Source organism: Aliarcobacter vitoriensis, from assembly GCF_003316695.1.
GTDB classification, from domain to species: domain Bacteria; phylum Campylobacterota; class Campylobacteria; order Campylobacterales; family Arcobacteraceae; genus Aliarcobacter; species Aliarcobacter vitoriensis.
Genome location: NZ_PDKB01000011.1, coordinates 55,074 through 72,367, shown reverse-complemented (window position 1 = coordinate 72,367; position 17,294 = coordinate 55,074). Strand labels below are relative to the sequence as shown.

Sequence of the window (17,294 nt, the reverse complement as noted above, 5' to 3'; positions counted from 1 at the left end):
AACCTTAATTGTAGATTAATTACAAAATATGTATAATTTTCTACAATTTAAGGAGATAAAATGTTTGAAGATTTATTTGACCCAAATTTAGTATCAAAACTACTAGTAACTATTGGTGATGTTGCTGAAGTTACTGGAATTCCACAAAGAAAACTTCGATATTGGGAAGAAAAAGGGATTATTCAGTCATCTTGTCAAAAAGATGGAACTACTAGAAAATTTGACTATTTAAACATAAAAAAGATACTTTTGATAAAAGAGTTACTTGATGAGGGTTTTACTTTAGAAGCTTCTGTTAAAAAAGTAGAAGAGAGAATCGAAAATCTACAAAATGCTTTTAGTAAATTACAAGAAAGACAAGAAAACTAAGGCAAAATGCCTTAGTTTAAGATTTTGAAACTATTTTTTTTCAGCTTCAACATCTACTTTTATTTTTACTTCTTCACCAACAGCAACTCCACCAAGTTCAACAGCTTTGTTCCATTTTAAATCAAAATCTGTTCTGTTGATTTTACCTTCAAGTGCAAAACCTACTTTTTTACCTAAAACTGAAATATCTTCAACTTCTAAAGTAACTGGCTTTGTAATACCTCTAATAGTTAGATTTCCTGTCATTTTTCCATCATCACCATCTGCTTTATATGAAGTCATCTCAAAAGTCATTTTTGGGAATTTATCACTAGCAAAAAAGTCATCACTTCTTAAGTGATCATCTCTTTTTTCAATCCCTGTATCAACAGATTTTGTTTCTACTGTTGCACTAAATTTTTTGAAAGTTTTTGTTGCTTCATCAAAATCAATATCTGCATCATAAGCTTTGAAACTACCATGAACATTTGTAATCATCATATGTTTTACAGTAAAACCAACATTTGAGTGAGCTTTATCAACTCCGTATTGAGCTGCACTTAGTAATCCAGCTGTTAATACCATCGCACTTGTAATTTTTGTCATTAAATTCATCATATCTCCTTTGTTAAATAGATTCATATATTTTATTTGGATAAAGTTAATACTTAATTAATTATTTTCAATAAAGCTATATCTCTAACTGTAGAAACTTTGATAAAACCTATATAATTTTCAAAAAGAGAGCCTAAATTCTCTTTTTATAAAGTTTAAATTACTAAAAATTTAACACTCCAACTTATTCAAAATATCATCTACATCTAAACTTATTTTAGAAAAAGCAAACCATTTCTTACCCAAATCTTTTAAACTTGCACCCAAATGATATATCTCTTTTTTATCAAGTATTAAAAATCTATCATGTGAATTTTTAAAAGTTTTTAATGTTATATTTTTATATTGTTTAGAGTATTTTTCAAAATCTAAATTTAATCGTTTTGAAATATTGTTTGTATAGATAGTAAAGTTTATATTTTGATATTTTGAAAATAGAGTAAAAACTGTATCATCTATATAGTTATCTATTAAAATTATTTCATTTTTTGATAACTTTAGTAAATCATTTATAAAACTGTATGAATCATATATTTGTCCATCGAAAAATATACCTTCTGATGGTTTCAAGTTTTTATCTTCAAATTTATTTTCAAGTTTTAATATTTTATTTTTTAAAAAAACTACATCATTTTCTAAACCTAAAAATCTTTCATTTGTAATTTTCTCACCATTTATCACATATCCATTTTGAATATAACTCTTCAAAATAGATGTTGCCCATTGTCTAAACTTCACACCTTTTTGTGATTTTACTCTATATCCAACAGAGATTATTACATCAAGATTGTAATATTCTACATTATAAATCTTACCATCTAATGCAGTTGTCGCAAAATTTGCGACAACTGAAAACCTTTCCAATTCTTTTTCAACAAATACATTGTTTATATGTTTTCCAATAGTCTTTACATCTCTTCCAAAAAGTTCAGATAATTGATTTCTATTCAACCAAACTGTTTGATTATCTACCGAAACTTTTAGTTCTAATTCTCCATCATTATAAACTACTAAATTTGATAAATCTTCCATTTTATATCCTTATGATAACAATTCTAAAATTCTATCATAAAAAGAAAAATTGTATAAAGAATATTACAAATTGTAAGATTTTATTTATACCCTTAAGTATGAGTTCCAAAGTATACAAGGAAAGGAGAAAGTATATTTTTTATCGAAATTTTAATCTCAAAATTAAATAAAAATACTTTGAAACCCATGCCTAAAAGTATAAAGAGAGTAAAAACTCTCTTTATAGCTAGTTTCTTAAAACCTCATATTCATAGATAATAAAAATGTTCTTGGAGTACCTACAACATTTCCACCAGTTGCCCAACCTAATGAGTGATAATATTCTTCATCAAATAAATTATAAACATTTAATAAAAAATCAAGATTCTTACTATATTGATATTTTGTATTCACTCCAACTGTATAATATCCACTTTGTTTTATCTTATCAAAACTATTTGATTTTATATCATTTTGAGCATAGATATTTGCTCCAATTATCCACTTATTGAAATCAGATGGTAATCTATATGTAGTTGATAGTTTAAATTGATGTTTTGGTAAATTCAAATCAAAATTTTTACCTATATTACTTTTATTTACATCTTTTGTATATTCTGTTTTTACATAAGTATATCCTGCGACTAATTGCCAGTTATCAGTAATTGCTCCACTAATTTCTGTTTCAAAACCTTTACTTTCAACTTCTCCCGATGCTCTTTTACAAAATCCACCTGTAGTTCCAGGGCAAGGATTTGGTCCATCTAAATCATCTGTTGCTCTATTTTGTTGTTTGATTAAAAATGTTGATAGATTTGCATTTAATGCCCCATCAAAATACTCACCTTTTATACCAGCTTCATAGTTTGTTCCAGTAATTGGGTCTAATAAATTTCCACTTTTATCTATATTATTTTGTGGTTGAAATATTTCTGTCCAACTAGTATAAATAGAGTGATTATCATCTAAATCATAAACTATTCCAGCGTAAGGAACAACTTCTGCTGTTGCTTTATATGATGATTTGTTTTTTTTATCTTCATTTTCATACCAACTTAGTCTTGTTCCCAAAATAAGATTTAAAGAATCTGCTAAATTCAATCTAGTTGCTAAATATGTACCTTTTTGAGTAACTTCTGAATGTAATAGCCATTTAGTCATATCAATATTTGGTTTTGATACAATTGAAGAGTTCCAATTATATGGATCAACTAAAGGACCATTTGTTGTCCAAGCATAATCAGCCCAACCTCCCCAGTTTTTATTTTCAAATTTTTTATAGTCTGCACCAAGCATTAATTCATGATTTCTTCCAAATAAAGAGTATGGTCCACTTAATGATACATCATAAGAATCTTGTTTATTATCAAGTTTATATCTTTGAGTATTTTGATATAACTCTCCAGAAATTCTACTAAATCCTGAAAACATTATATCTTGCTCTGGTCTTTTCCAATTTCCTGCTAGTTTTACTTTCCAGTCATTATTAAAGTTATATTCTAATTGCGAAAAAACTGTTTTATCTGTTTGTTTCCAATAATCGAAGTCATTTGACAAATTTGCTTTTCTACTTACATCTAAGAAAGTTCCATCTGCATTCGTTGGTAATCTGCTATCTCCTCCTGTATTATCAACTTTTCTATAATGAAACCCTAAAGTTGCTTGAAGATTATCATTTACATCAGCTTCCACAACACTATAGAATTGATAATTTTTATGCTCTGCTGTATCATAAAACATATCTGTATCTTGAGCCGTTATAACTGTCCTAGCTCTTATAGTTTTATCTTCATTTAATGCTCCACCAATATCAAAAGTTCCTCTAAAGTTATCATAACTACCATAACTTAAACTTGCATTTCCTTTTGTTTCTTTTGTTGGTTTTTTTCTTACTAGATTTACAGTAGCTGATGGTGTTCCTGTACCTGTAGTTAGTCCCGTTGCTCCCCTTACTACTTCAACTCTATCATAAATATCTAAAGAGTCATTATCAGAATTTAATGTTCCATTTGCACCAGTACTTGTAGGTACTCCATCTAATAAAATATTTGATATTTCAAATCCTCTAGCACTAAAACTTCCAGAATCTCCAACTAAATAACCTTTATCCATAACAATACCAGTTATGTTTTGCATTGAATCATCAAGAGTTGTATAACCAAAATCTTCTATTTGCTGTCTAGTCATAACACTAACTGATTGAGGAGTATCTCTTTGTGACATATTTAGTTTTGTTGCTGTGTTCATTCTTCCTGTTGTATATGAACCAGTTCCTTCTGTTGTATTTAGTGAAACTTCATTTACAGATATTTCATCTAAAACGGTAGTATTACCAAAGTTTTGATATTTTGGTTTTTCTATTATATAAATTATGCTATCTTCTTCAATAGCTTTGAGATTATGTTCTTCTAATACACTATTTAGATTACTTAATACCGTACCCCCCCCCGAAACTCACTTTTTGGGAATCTATACTTTTATCTTTCAGGTTATTAGCTTTTGAAATATATGTTACATTATATCTCTTTACTATATTCTCTACTGCTTCTTGCAAACTTATCTCTTTTGCATTTAACATTGTTCCACTTAACATCATTGATGCTAAAACTGAAATGAAAACTTTATTTTTCATCTTAAATCCTTTGTATTAATTTTGAGAATTTGTTTCTCTATATAGTAAGACGATTTAAATGAAAAAAATGGACAATTTTTGCAAAAGAATTTTGAAATTTGTTGTTTGGAGTTACTTTTAGTAACAAAAATAGTGTTTTTTTGATTATAAATTTGTAAATTGGGATAGGTTGTTTTATAACATTCCTATCCCTTTTTTATATATTTTTTCTATAAATAATATAAAATATTGTAGGTATAACAACTAGTGTTAAAATAGTTGAACTTATCATCCCACCTATCATAGGAGCTGCAATTTTTTGCATAACTTCACTTCCTATACTATTTATATACATAATAGGTATTAATCCACCAAATATAGCAAAAAGTGTCATAAGTTTTGGTCGAAGTCTCAAAACAGCTCCGTGATAAATGGCATCTTTCAACTCTTTATCACTATATTTTTCAACTTTCTTTTTTAAATCTTTTATTGCCACATCAAGATATACAAGCATAACTATAGAAGTTTCAGCTGCAACTCCTAAAAGTGCTAGAAAACCTACAACAACAGCAATAGAAATATTAAACCCCAAAAATTCAAGATAAAATATCCCTCCACTTATTGCAAATGGAAGAGTAAAAAATATTATCAAAGTGTATGTCAAGTTTTTCAAAGCTAGATATATCAAAACAAAGATAAACATCAAAACTATCGGTATAATCATCTGTAATTTTTGCATAGCAAGTTCTAAAAATTCACTCTGTCCTGACCACTCAAAATAGTATCCAGTTGGTAGATTTACTTCTGACAAAAGTTCATTTGCTTTATCTTTATACTCTTTGATAGAGTAGTCTGTTTTAGGACTTATATAAACATAAGCAACTTTTAGAGCTTTTTCAGACTGAATAATAGAAGCTGATTCTTCATAATTTAAAGTAGCAAATAGTTTTAAAGGTTTATATCCTAGTTTTGTTTTAATTTGAAGATTTTGTAAAGCTTCAATATTTTCTCTTTGTTGTGCTTCAAATCTTAAACTTATAGGGTATCTTTCTAATTTATCTAAAAATAGTGATAATTGCTCTGCTCCTACTCCTAAAGATAGAGTTTGTAACACATCATCTTTTGTTATTTCATATCTTGATATTGCTTCTTCATCTAAAACTATATTTAGATAATATCCTTGATTTATCTTATCTGCACTTACACTCATAGTTCCTTCATGCTGTTTTAGAATAGTTTCTATGTTTGAACTCTCTTCTTGTAAGACTTGTAAATCATTTCCATATAGTTTTATCCCTAAAGGTGTTCTAATACCTGTTAAAAGCATATCAATTCTACCTTTTATAGGATATGTCCAAGAGTTTATAAGACCTTTAATTTGAAGTTTTTTATCCATCTCATCTATTAGCTTTTTGTATGTCATTCCTTCTCTCCACTGTGATTGTGGTTTAAAAGTTATGATTGTTTCAAGCATAGCAAGTGGTGCAGGGTCTGTTGCACTTGCAGCTCGTCCAGCTTTTGCAAAAGAGTTTTCTACCTCTGGAAAAGATTTTATAACCATATTTGTTTTTTGTGCTAACTCTTTAGCTAAATCAACTCCTATTCCATAAGGAGTTACTGGCATATACATAAAAGTTGCTTCATTTAATGTAGGCATAAATTCCCATTTTTGTTTTGAATATGTATAAATTGATGTTACAAAAATAGCTAAAAAAAGTGCTAAAATAAAATATCTAAATTTTAAAGAAAATCTTAATATTGGCGAGTAAAGTCTTATAAAAAATCTATTTAAGATATTTTTATCTTCACTTATAATTTTACCTTTTATAAAATATATCATCAAAATAGGAACAACTGTAATAGATAATATTGCTCCACTAAACATAGCAAAAGTTTTTGTAAAAGCCAATGGAGAAAATAGTTTACCTTCTTGACCACTTAAAGCAAAAATAGGTAAAAATGAAACTACAACTAAAAGTATGGCAAAGAAAATAGGGCGACCAACTTGTTTTGCTGATTTTATAATTATCTCTATTCTTTCATTTTTAGAAATATTTTCTTTTTCTTGTAGATGTTTATGTGCATTTTCTACCATAACAATAGTTGCATCAACCATCGCTCCTATTGCTATTGCAATCCCACCTAAACTCATAATATTTGAACCAATACCAAATAGTTTCATAAGTAAAAAACTCAAAATAACAGTCAATGGTAGAGTTATGATAATAATCAACGCACTTCTAAAATGGAATAAAAATAGAGCAACTATAAGCATAACTATCAAAGATTCTTCAATCAAAGTCCGTTTCAAAGTGTCAATGGCACTAGAGATTAAAGAAGTTCTATCATAAACTTCTACTATTTCAACATCATCAATTTTTAAAGTTTCAAGCTTTGCTTTAACTCTTTGTATCACATCATAAACATCTGCACCATATCTTGTTACAACTATTCCTCCAACTGTTTCACCTTCACCATTTAATTCAGCAACTCCTCTTCTATCAAGAGAAGTAATATTAACTTGGGCAATATCTTTTATTTTTAATGGAACATTGTTTAAAGTTTTTATAGTGATATTTTCAATATCTTTTTTTGATTTTAAATATGCTCTAGCACTTATTATTCTCTCATAACCATTTTCTAGTAAGATTCTCGCTCCACTATCATTATTGTTTTTTTCAAGAGCTTCTTTTATTTCATTTATACTTAAATCATATTGCACAACTTTGTCTTGATTTAAAGTGATCTCATAATTTCTTACAAATCCACCAACTGAAGCAACTTCACTAACACCATCAACACCTAAAAGACCATATTTAAAAAAGTAATCTTGCAAAGTTCTAAGTTCATCTAAACTTCTATTATTTGATTTTAAAGCATATTCATAAGCCCAACCAACTCCAGAAGCATCTGGTCCTAGTTTCACTTTTGCTAATGATGGAAATGTTCCTTGTAAAGTAGAAAGTTGTTCTAAAATCCTACTTCTTGCATCATATAGATCATATCCATCTTTAAAAATCACATATATCATTGATGTTGAAAAAGAACTCATAGCTCTTATAGTTTCAATATTTGGTAAACTCATAAGATTTGAAATAAGTGGATATGAAATCTGTTCTTCTATGGTTTTAGCACTTTGATTTGCCCATTCGACTTCTATTATTACTTGATTTGCCGATAAATCTGGAATTGCATCTAAACTTGTATTTTTTATAGCCCAAATAGAAGCAAAAGCTAATAAAAATGTGATAAATAAGACAATAAAACGATTTTTTACACTTAAATCTATAATTTTTTCAACCATTTTCTACCACTCATCGCTAGATTTTGTTTCATACAATCTATTTGTCATAGCATCTGCATCAAACAAAAACAGAGTATTGTTTATTACCTCATCATTTTCATTAAGACCTGAAACAATCTCATACTTATCGCTAGATACTCTTTTTGCTTCTATATTTTTTGGTTCAAACTCGCCTTTTTCTTTTGGAATGAAAACATAAAAACTATCCTCTTTTTTTATAACTGCTGTTGAAGGAAGTATTAAAACTTCTGCTTTATCTTTATAAACTTCAACTTTTCCAAACATAGATGGTAAAATATTCAACTCTTGATTTGATAAAACAAATCTTACATCAACTGTTTTGTTGTCATTGAAAACTGGATAAATAAATTCTATTTTTGATGATATAGAGTTTTGTACTCCATCAAATCTTATATTTGCATTCATTCCTGTTTTTAAAAATGCTAAATCTTCTTGATAAACAGAAGCTATAAACCAAAGCTCATCTAAAGAAGCTATTTTAAAAAGAACTTCACCTTTTTGTATGTAACTATTGTTGTTGATATTTTTCTCTATTATTACACCATTTATTGGGGAACTTACAGATATTCCACTATTTGTTATTTTGTCATTTTTGATTTTTTCTTGTTCACTTTTTGAGATATCAAAATTATCTAGTTTTGAAATAGCACTTTTATAAATATTGTTATTCAACTCTTTTGCTATTTGTATCTCTTTTTGAATAGAGTTTATTTCAGATGAATAAACACTATATAAATGTTCGCCTTTTTTTATACTAATATAATTTTTATTAGCATTTAAATATGTAATATATCCATCAAATCTACTTACAATATCAAATGTTTTACTTTCATCTATTTTTGTAATTCCATAAAAAGATTTTGACTCTTTTACAAACTCTTTTTTAACTTTTGTTTTTTCTATATTGAATAACTGTTTTGCATCTATTGGATTTGCATTTAAACCAATAGCTATAAAAGAGATAAAAAATATCAGATTTTTCATATTGTGCCTTTGTTTGAATAGTATATAAGTTCGCTATAATTTTCAAAATATTTTGCTAACTCTTCATTTGCTTTTATTTCATAATCAATTAATTCATTTAGATTATTTATACTCTCTTCTAAATTAGCTTTTTCAAATATCACCCTATTTTCTAAAACCTTTTGAAGTTTGAGTTTTAATGGGATTATTCGTTCTTGTATGATTTTATAATTTTGTTTGCTTTTTTCTAAATTATTTAAATATATCTTTGTTTGTAGTTTTAAATTATGTATTTGACTTTTTTGTCTGTCATTTATTTCATTTGCATTTAAATTCGCTTTTAATTTATTGATATTTTCTGTTTTATATATCGGTAATGGCATACCAATACTAACATTTGCATAATCTTGCTCTTTGTTTTGCATATACTCTAAACTCAAAGTAATTGATGAAAATTTCTTTGATTCTTCAAGCTTTGCATAATCTTTATATCTTTGATTTGTAAGTTCTAAAATCTTTATTTGTGGATGAGTATAAAAACTATTTTCTTCTATTGTTTTATCAATATTTTTTAACTCTAAATTACCATTTAAATTGTCAATTTTTACGTAAGTTATTATCTCTAAATTTAAGTATAAATTTTCTATTGTTGTTTTAAGTTCATTTATTTGTATATCTATATCATATTTAGATATTTGTGTATTTAAAACATCATTAAAATTTGCTTTTTTATACTTATATAGCTTTGAATATAGATTTTCTAATTTATCTTGATTTTTTTTATACTCTTCTAAGAGTTTTAATCTATTCTCTAAAATCAAAATATTGTATGAATACGAATATATTTTTGACTCTAGTTCTAATTTTTTATCTTCTAAAAGTATCTCTTGTATATCTTTATCTTTTTTAGCAATACTCTCTTCAATATCAAGTCTATTTCCAATAGGAATAGCTTGACTTAGCTCGACTCCATACTCTTTTTGGTCATTTAAATAGTTTTTGTTTAGCATTATCATATTTGTTTTAAACTCTAACATAGGATTTTCCCAATTCTTTGCTAGTTTTATTTGATAATTCGCAACTTCAATAGATTTTTCAAGCCCTTTTAAATCATAATTTCTTGAAAAACTACTATTTACTAACTCTTCTATTGAAGTTGCACTTAAAGAACTTATGATGATGCTTAAAACAAAAACTACCCTTTTCATTAGAAACTTACACTACTTTTAATAGAGTGCACTTTATCATCAGAAGTTTTAAATCTAAGATGATATTGCCAAGTTCCATCCATACAAAAATTGATTATGAACTTATATTGATTTGCTTCAAAAACACCTTCTCCATCATGATCCATATATGGCATACCTGGCATTTCAGGCATAAAGAATTTCACTCTTAGTTCAGCACCTTCTACAATCTTTCCATCTTTTGTGATTTTAGTAAAAAATTCATTACTTCCAACACTCAAATCCCTTTTACTAACTAACTCTACACTATAACCATCTACTTCAAACTTCTCATTTAAAGAATTTGCATTTAAAAAAGTAGCTGTTAAAAATAGTGCTATAAACACTTTAAATATATTTCTCATATTTATCCTTTATTTTTAATATTTGAAAATCTATCTAAAGTTTTGTGTAGTTTGTGTGGAGAATTCTTTTATTTAATAAACTAACTATTATAATGTAATAATAAATTTTCTAATGAAATTTTAATCCAATGTCTTAATTAAAGGATATTCAATGAATACAGTTATCCAAATAAAAGAGTTTTCTTATCTAATCAGAGTAAATAAAAGTAAAATTGTTGATACTTGGCTAGAAAATCAGTTGGTTAAAGATATATTTTTGGCACATCAATTGGTTTTAAATGAAGAACAAAAAAAAGTTTTCTATGATATTTTTGAATCTATTATAGGTTCAATGAAATGGGAATTAAGTATTTCTGATTCTTCAATTAATGGTAGGTTTTTAAAAATTTTAAGTACCTCATCTTTCAGTACAAATGATTTTTTTACTCTTTTTATGTCTTTGAAGAACTCTCTTATATTATTCTTTAATTTGGAAGGGTTACTATCTTTCAAGCTTTTAAAAGATATTGAAAATAACTTTTTGGAAATTACAAAAGAACTTTTTATAATATATGAACAAATGAATGATTTAGAATCTATTCCAAAAGATGATAATACAAATCTACTAAATGAATATAAAAAAGCTGTTGATTTAAGTACCATAGTATCTAAAACAAATCCAAAAGGGATTATAACTTATGTAAATGACAAATTTTGTGAAATTTCAGGTTATAGTAGAGAAGAATTGATTGGAAAACCTCACAATATCGTAAGACATCCATCTATGCCCAGTCATACTTTTCAAGACTTATGGACTACAATTAAAAGTAAAAAAACTTGGAATGGATTAATAACTAATTTAAGAAAAGATGGTAGAAGCTATACAGTAAATTCTACAATGGTTCCTATTTTAGATATAGATGGCGATATTGTAGAATTCATAGCTATAAGAAATGATGTAACGGATTTTGAACAAGCAAAAGAACAATTAAGTAATTTGAATAAAGCTATGAAACATAAAGTAGATGAACTTTATTCTATGGCTCAAACTTTAGAGCAACAAGCATCTATTGATGTTTTAACAGGTGTATTTAATCGATCTAAATTTGAAGAGTTTTTTGAATTTGAGATGCAAAAATCAAGAATGCAAAGAACTAAATTAAGCATTATTTTATTAGATATTGATGATTTTAAAAATATTAATGATAATTTTGGACATGATATTGGTGATGAAATATTAAAATCTATTACAAAACTTATTTCTTTAAATATAAGAGCAACAGATACTCTTTCTCGATGGGGAGGAGAAGAGTTTGTTATTTTACTTCCAGGAACTCATCTTGAACAAGCAAAAATAGTTGCAAATAATATTAGAAAAAGAATAAATGAATATGAGTTTGGTTTAACTCCTAAAAAAACTACTTGTAGTTTTGGAGTTGCAACATCTAATGATGCAGACACTAAAGAAAGCTTATTTAAAAGAGTAGATACTGTTTTATATAAGGCTAAAAATAGTGGTAAAAATATTGTTATTGGGGAAGATGAAATTTAAATAGATTTTTAAAATACAAAAATCTATTTTATTTTATAATAAATCATCACTCCAATTAAAATAGTTAGCAATCCAATAATCGAAATAAATGGACGACTTACAAAAGAGAATATTATAATCCCAATATTTGCAAATATAAAAATAAGTGGCAAATATGGATACCATAAAGTTTTATATGGTCTAGGGATTTGTGGTTTTTGAACTCTTAGCTTTATCAAACCTATGACTGTAAGCATAGAAGCTAAAGATAATGTAAAACCAATATAAATCAATAAACTCTCAAATGTTGCTGTTAAAATAATAATTATTGCAATAATTGCTTGTAAAATTATAGCGTGAACTGGTGTGTTTCTTTTTTTGCAAACTCTTTTAAATCTTTGAAAAAATAGTCCATCTTCTGCCATTGCATAATAAACTCTTGGTCCTGCCATAATCATAGCACTTACAACAGATAAAAGTCCAAAAGAGATAGCTAAAGATATTATTGAACCAATCTTATATCCAAAAAGTGGATTTGATGATTGAGTTGCTACTTGTAAAACTCCTTTCATTTCATCTATACTTAAAGCATAAATATATACAAAATTTAAAAGCATATATAAAATTGTTACAAAAATTGTTCCTATTAAAAGAGCTAAAGGAAGATTTTTTTGTGGATTTTTTATCTCTGCTCCTAAATATGAAGCTGCATTCCAACCACTATAAGCAAAAGAGATAAAAATAAGTGAAATAGCAAAATGAGTCCACGAAATAGAGAAATCATCTCCTAAAAGTGTAGTTGTAACTCTTACAAAATCTCCATTTCCTACTGTAAATCCACCAACTATAAGCACAAAAATAAATACAATTTTAAAAATTGTTAAAAAATTTTGTACATTTGATCCCAATTTTACACTATGGTAATGTATATATGAAAATATTATCACACATAAAATTGCAATAAAAGAGATTAGATTTAAACTTAAAATTTCATATCCAAAAAGTTCTAAACTAACCCAAGTTTTTTCTTGATTTCCAAGTAAATATGTAGCAAAAGCAATAGAAGCTGCTGCAATTGGAGCTGAAAATCCAACAACCAAAGATATCCATCCTGAAACAAAAGCTGGAAGTTTTCCAAAACTCTCTTTTAAATAAGCATATTCTCCACCTGCTTTTGGAAACATTGCTCCAAGTTCGGCATAACTAAATGCTCCAATTAGAGCAAAAAGTCCACCTAAAAACCAACAAAGCATTAGTAAAGAGTAACTATTTAATTCTGTGATTATAAATCCTGAAGTTGTAAAAACTCCAGTTCCTACCATATTGGCAATAACCAATATAGTAGCTGACATTAATCCAATATCTCTTTTTAAATTTCCATTTTCAGAAGTTCTCATTTAAGAAAATCACCTACATAAACCAAATGATTAAAAGGTAGTTTTTCAGTAACTTTCTCTTTTATAGTACCAAGTGTTGCAATAATAACTTTTTCTTTATCCTTAGAACCAGCATTTATTACAATAGCAATCCCAGTATCTTTTGAATATAAAGTATTTAAGTGGTCAATAAACTTATCAAACTCTCTATCCATAAAAAAAACAAGTGTTGATTTTGAATCTGCTAATGTTGAAATTAATTTATTTTTATCACTTCCAATAGTTAAAGTAACACCACTTGCATCTTTTATTCCACCAATAATTGCTGTTTGAAGTGCTGCATTTGCAGCATTAAAGCTTGACATTCCAGGAATAATTTTTGGATTTAACTCTTTAAATTCTTTCAAAAAACTTATTTGTGGTCCATAAATAGTTGGGTCACCATTTTCTATTAAAACTATTTTTTTACCTGCTTTATGTCCCTCTAAAACTATTTTTTTTGTTTCAGTTTTTAGTTGTTCTAGCTCCTCTTTTTTCATTTTTGTATTATCCATATTTGCAAAAATACCATGTCCAGCTTTATAAACTGGCTTATTTCCAATTAAAGAACTATATTCCCCAGCTTTTCCATCCATTGTAAAGAAAATATCTGCTTCTTTTATAGCGTTATATGCTTTTATCGTCATATTATCTAAATCACCAACTCCAGCACTTACTATTGATAGTTGTCCATTTGCAAAAAGAGAACTTGAAGCTATTATACTTCCAACTATAATTTTTTTAATATTTTTTAACATTTTATTTATCCTCATTAAAATTTATATTTTAGAGATACTCGAACATCTCTTCCAGCTTCACCAACTGCTTCACCATTTGCAACCATAGATGTATGTGAAGCATAATCTTTATCAAATAAATTATTAACGGCTAAAGAAAAAGTTAAATTCTTAAACTCTTGAGGTGTAAATGAAGCATTTAAATTGTGAATTACATATCCTGCTTTATTATTTACATTATCATTTGAAGGATTATCATTTTTTAATTGTCCAAGAATTTGATAACCAAACCCTAAATTTTTACTAACATCGTAATCAAAATTTGCAATAATTCTATCTCCATAACTTCCAGCTGTTCTTCTTACTGCGCCGTCAATTTCAGTTCCATCTTGTTTTACTTTTGCATGAGCATAGCTTATAGAAGAATTAAAATTATTTATTTGATATCCAACTTTAGCTTCGATACCTTTTGATTCAATATCTGGAAAATTGTTTATAACAAGTGGTGACATTCCTCCACCAACTCTTGAAATAGGATTTTTAATATTTGTTTCAAAAAATGATAATTTAAAATGTAGATTATCTTCATTTGCAAAAATATCATTAAAATCAAGTTTTGTTCCTACTTCATATTTTTCAGATTCTTGAGCTTTTAAATCTCCATTTACTGAACCATTAAATGTTGGTACTTTATTATCAGTTAGCCAACCAATAGGAACTGTATTTGAAGAACTAACAGTTTCTCCCCAACCAGCAAAAACTGATATATTATCTGTTATAAAATATTCAGCATTAATATTTGGAGATACTTTATCTCCACTAAATTTCTTATTTGCAATAGTTTGTTCATAATCATCATATCTAGCACCAAAAGATAAATTAAAACTATTAAATATCATTCTATTTTGTACAAATAAACCTCTATTCTCATCTTCTACTTTTCTATTAAATCCTTGTGATTCACCCTTATTTTCTTCATAATCAACACCAACTGTTAATTCATTTTTTAAAGTATCGTTTCCAAAAGAAAAAGTATTCCTTAAGTCTGCACCTTTTGTTTCATTTGAATATTTTGTAGAAGTATCCAATCTTTGTAAATCTTGATCATTTTTATATAATTTCAATCCTAAATCTACTAAATCATTTGGATTAAATCCATAATTTAAAACTGATGTTTTTCTTTTAACCTTTTGTGGTACAGCTTCATTTTCATCTATTAAATATCCCATATCACTACCAGTTGAGCCAAACTTATAAAGTCCTTCTTGAGTATTTTGTTCATGGCTTACTCTTAAACTATGATTTGCTAAATCAATCATACTTAATTTTACTAGGTAATTTTTAACTTCTTCTGCTGAACCTAAAACCTCTTTGCCACTACCAGTTTTAAAATTTTCACTATCTGATTTATTCCCATAAATCAAAAGCCCAATATTATTATCCAATTTCCCATATAAAGCTAGAGAATTTTTGTAAGAGTCATCAATACTTCCTAAAGTAGTTTTTATAAATGCTCCATAATTTTTTCCATCTTCTAATAAATCTTGAGCATCAACTGTTTCAAATCTAATACTACCACCCAAGTTCCCAGAACCTTGATCTGCAAAAGAAACTCCAGCATTTACACTAACAGATTTTAAAATATCTGTGTCTATACTTGATAATCCACCTCTATGTTGATGTAAATCTTTACTCTGTTTTGCACCATCAATAGTAATGTTTGTTAATGCTTCACTTATACCTCGTATATACAATCTTTTTGCATTTGGACTTCCTCCTGCAATATCTATACTAGCATCTTGCTTTAACAATTCAGAAATATTTTTTGGTTGAGTTTTCATAGATTCTTTAAAATCAAAATTTGTTTCTGATTTCTCAACTATACTAACTGTATCTAGTTTTGTAGTTTCATTGGCACTTAATTGTATCCCGCTAGTAGTAAGAATTGTTGCAACAGACATTGCTAATCTTATTTTCATACTTAATCCTTTAAATTAAAATTTCGAAATAGGTTTTTAGGAAACCTTATTTATCAAAGTTTAATAATTATTATTAAAACAATGATTATGTAATTCTATTAACTTAATATTAATACAACATTAACAATACTTATTTTTAATATATTATTTTTATTTATAATTAGTACAACCAATCATATTATTAGAGATTATATTGTCTTAGCTTTTTTTTTAATTTCCTTTATCTGCAATATTGTTCTATACAAAATATTTTCTAAATTATATAATCCACCTTTTAAATTGAAAAACAAAAGGTGATTTATGTCTAAATATATACCATTCATTTTATTCTGGACTCTTGGGATAATTTGGGGTGCAAATTTTATATATATGAAATGGTCAAGTGATTATTTAAGTGCAACTCAAGTTGTTTTAATAAGGGTATTATTTGGTTTTATTCCAGTTTTTTTATATGCTTATTATTTAAAAGTTTTAAAAATAAAACACTTAAAATATAGTTTTCATTTTTTTATAATGTCACTACTAGGAACTTCCATATACTATTTTTTCTATGTAAAAGGTTCTGCATTGCTTTTATCAGGTGTTGCAGGAGCAGTAAGTGGAACTATTCCTCTATTTACTTTTATTCTTGCAACTATTTTTATAAAAGAGCAAAAAGTAACTCTTTCTTTGATTTTAGGTATTTTAATAGGATTCTCAGGAGTTATTCTTATCTCAAAACCTTATAATAGTAACTTATTTGAAACAAATCTTGAAGGTATAATATATATTCTTTTAGGCTCATTTATTTTAGCTTGTTCTTTTGTTTATGCCAAAAGATTCCTATCACCCTTAAATATTCATTTTGCAGCACTTACAACATATCAATTGGGTTTTGCATTTATACTTTTAGCTTTTATTACTGATTTTAGTGGAATTACAAATATTTTATCAGACAATCATACATTGTATGGACTGATAATAGGGCTTGGGCTTTTAGGAACAGGAATAACAACTATTCTTTACTACTATTTAATTCAAATTATTGGTCCAGTAAGAGCATCTTCAGCAACATATATTCCACCTGCGGTTGCACTTTTTATTGCGTATTTTTTAATAAATGAAAATATAACTTTTGTAGATTTAATAGGAACTATTTTAATATTTTCTGGAGTATTTTTGATAAATAAAAAAAGAGCTTAAACTCTTT

At 27.0% G+C, this 17,294-nt stretch carries 14 protein-coding genes; 3 read left to right on the top strand and 11 right to left on the bottom strand.

All coding sequences use genetic code 11. The features are described 5' to 3' along the window. The first annotated feature begins 60 nt into the window (after nt 1-60). Nucleotides 61-369, top strand: a complete 309-nt coding sequence (locus CRU91_RS07445) for a MerR family transcriptional regulator (RefSeq protein ID WP_113894596.1) — start codon at nt 61-63, stop codon at nt 367-369. Between the two features lie 30 nt (nt 370-399). Here the strand turns inward: CRU91_RS07445 and CRU91_RS07440 are convergent, their stop codons facing one another. From CRU91_RS07440 to CRU91_RS07405, 8 genes are all read right to left on the bottom strand, one after another. After that, a complete protein-coding gene (locus tag CRU91_RS07440) occupies nt 400-963 on the bottom strand; it encodes a YceI family protein (protein WP_113894595.1) in 564 nt (187 codons plus the stop codon). 171 nt (nt 964-1,134) lie between these two features. Next, a complete protein-coding gene (gene rhuM, locus CRU91_RS07435; protein WP_113894594.1) occupies nt 1,135-1,995 on the bottom strand; it encodes a RhuM family protein in 861 nt (286 codons plus the stop codon). Between the two features lie 234 nt (nt 1,996-2,229). After that, nucleotides 2,230-4,221, bottom strand: coding sequence for a TonB-dependent siderophore receptor (locus CRU91_RS07430; protein WP_235826973.1), 1,992 nt, complete (start codon nt 4,219-4,221; stop codon nt 2,230-2,232). Between the two features lie 178 nt (nt 4,222-4,399). Further along, nucleotides 4,400-4,606, bottom strand: coding sequence for a hypothetical protein (locus CRU91_RS07425; protein WP_113894593.1), 207 nt, complete (start codon nt 4,604-4,606; stop codon nt 4,400-4,402). Nucleotides 4,607-4,802: 196 nt separating this feature from the next. Further along, nucleotides 4,803-7,889 carry an efflux RND transporter permease subunit gene (locus tag CRU91_RS07420; RefSeq protein WP_113894592.1) on the bottom strand — a complete coding sequence of 1,029 codons (3,087 nt, stop codon included), beginning with the start codon at nt 7,887-7,889 and terminating at the stop codon, nt 4,803-4,805. A gap of 3 nt (nt 7,890-7,892) precedes the next feature. Then, nucleotides 7,893-8,894 (bottom strand): HlyD family efflux transporter periplasmic adaptor subunit, encoded by a 1,002-nt coding sequence (locus tag CRU91_RS07415; RefSeq protein ID WP_113894591.1) that lies wholly within the window; start codon nt 8,892-8,894, stop codon nt 7,893-7,895. After that, nucleotides 8,891-10,081 carry a TolC family protein gene (locus tag CRU91_RS07410; protein WP_113894590.1) on the bottom strand — a complete coding sequence of 397 codons (1,191 nt, stop codon included), beginning with the start codon at nt 10,079-10,081 and terminating at the stop codon, nt 8,891-8,893. The genes CRU91_RS07415 and CRU91_RS07410 overlap by 4 nt, the downstream gene beginning before the upstream one ends. Further along, nucleotides 10,081-10,464 carry a FixH family protein gene (locus tag CRU91_RS07405; protein ID WP_113894589.1) on the bottom strand — a complete coding sequence of 128 codons (384 nt, stop codon included), beginning with the start codon at nt 10,462-10,464 and terminating at the stop codon, nt 10,081-10,083. Before CRU91_RS07405 ends, CRU91_RS07410 begins: the two co-directional genes overlap by 1 nt. Before the next feature lie 151 nt (nt 10,465-10,615). On the opposite strand from CRU91_RS07405, the gene CRU91_RS07400 reads away from it, so the two are divergent. Then, nucleotides 10,616-11,995 carry a sensor domain-containing diguanylate cyclase gene (locus CRU91_RS07400; protein WP_113894588.1) on the top strand — a complete coding sequence of 460 codons (1,380 nt, stop codon included), beginning with the start codon at nt 10,616-10,618 and terminating at the stop codon, nt 11,993-11,995. Nucleotides 11,996-12,018: 23 nt separating this feature from the next. Here the strand turns inward: CRU91_RS07400 and CRU91_RS07395 are convergent, their stop codons facing one another. Genes CRU91_RS07395 through CRU91_RS07385 form a run of 3 tightly spaced genes read right to left on the bottom strand, consistent with a single transcriptional unit; the run spans nt 12,019 to nt 16,105 of the window. Continuing rightward, a complete protein-coding gene (locus tag CRU91_RS07395; RefSeq protein WP_113894587.1) occupies nt 12,019-13,371 on the bottom strand; it encodes an amino acid permease in 1,353 nt (450 codons plus the stop codon). Beyond that, nucleotides 13,368-14,147 (bottom strand): SAM-dependent methyltransferase, encoded by a 780-nt coding sequence (locus CRU91_RS07390; RefSeq protein WP_222718417.1) that lies wholly within the window; start codon nt 14,145-14,147, stop codon nt 13,368-13,370. Before CRU91_RS07390 ends, CRU91_RS07395 begins: the two co-directional genes overlap by 4 nt. Nucleotides 14,148-14,161: 14 nt before the next feature. Beyond that, nucleotides 14,162-16,105: a TonB-dependent receptor domain-containing protein gene (locus CRU91_RS07385; RefSeq protein ID WP_113894585.1), complete on the bottom strand. Its 1,944-nt coding sequence runs from the start codon at nt 16,103-16,105 to the stop codon at nt 14,162-14,164. Between the two features lie 300 nt (nt 16,106-16,405). Between CRU91_RS07385 and CRU91_RS07380 the strand changes: the two genes are divergently transcribed. Continuing rightward, the gene (locus tag CRU91_RS07380; protein WP_113894584.1) at nt 16,406-17,287 is read left to right on the top strand and encodes a DMT family transporter; all 882 of its coding nucleotides are present in this window, start codon (nt 16,406-16,408) and stop codon (nt 17,285-17,287) included. Nucleotides 17,288-17,294: the final 7 nt, after the last annotated feature.

Bases quoted from the DNA above. Each gene is read 5' to 3' on its own strand.
- CRU91_RS07380 (WP_113894584.1), top strand. From the start codon at position 16,406: ATGTCTAAATATATACCATTCATTTTATTCTGGACTCTTGGGATAATT.
- CRU91_RS07420 (WP_113894592.1), bottom strand. From the start codon at position 7,889: ATGGTTGAAAAAATTATAGATTTAAGTGTAAAAAATCGTTTTATTGTC.
- CRU91_RS07400 (WP_113894588.1), top strand. From the start codon at position 10,616: ATGAATACAGTTATCCAAATAAAAGAGTTTTCTTATCTAATCAGAGTA.
- CRU91_RS07390 (WP_222718417.1), bottom strand. From the start codon at position 14,147: ATGTTAAAAAATATTAAAAAAATTATAGTTGGAAGTATAATAGCTTCA.
- rhuM (WP_113894594.1), bottom strand. From the start codon at position 1,995: ATGGAAGATTTATCAAATTTAGTAGTTTATAATGATGGAGAATTAGAA.
- CRU91_RS07415 (WP_113894591.1), bottom strand. From the start codon at position 8,894: ATGAAAAATCTGATATTTTTTATCTCTTTTATAGCTATTGGTTTAAAT.
- CRU91_RS07410 (WP_113894590.1), bottom strand. From the start codon at position 10,081: ATGAAAAGGGTAGTTTTTGTTTTAAGCATCATCATAAGTTCTTTAAGT.
- CRU91_RS07425 (WP_113894593.1), bottom strand. From the start codon at position 4,606: ATGAAAAATAAAGTTTTCATTTCAGTTTTAGCATCAATGATGTTAAGT.
- CRU91_RS07440 (WP_113894595.1), bottom strand. From the start codon at position 963: ATGAATTTAATGACAAAAATTACAAGTGCGATGGTATTAACAGCTGGA.
- CRU91_RS07405 (WP_113894589.1), bottom strand. From the start codon at position 10,464: ATGAGAAATATATTTAAAGTGTTTATAGCACTATTTTTAACAGCTACT.
- CRU91_RS07430 (WP_235826973.1), bottom strand. From the start codon at position 4,221: ATGAACACAGCAACAAAACTAAATATGTCACAAAGAGATACTCCTCAA.
- CRU91_RS07445 (WP_113894596.1), top strand. From the start codon at position 61: ATGTTTGAAGATTTATTTGACCCAAATTTAGTATCAAAACTACTAGTA.
- CRU91_RS07385 (WP_113894585.1), bottom strand. From the start codon at position 16,105: ATGAAAATAAGATTAGCAATGTCTGTTGCAACAATTCTTACTACTAGC.
- CRU91_RS07395 (WP_113894587.1), bottom strand. From the start codon at position 13,371: ATGAGAACTTCTGAAAATGGAAATTTAAAAAGAGATATTGGATTAATG.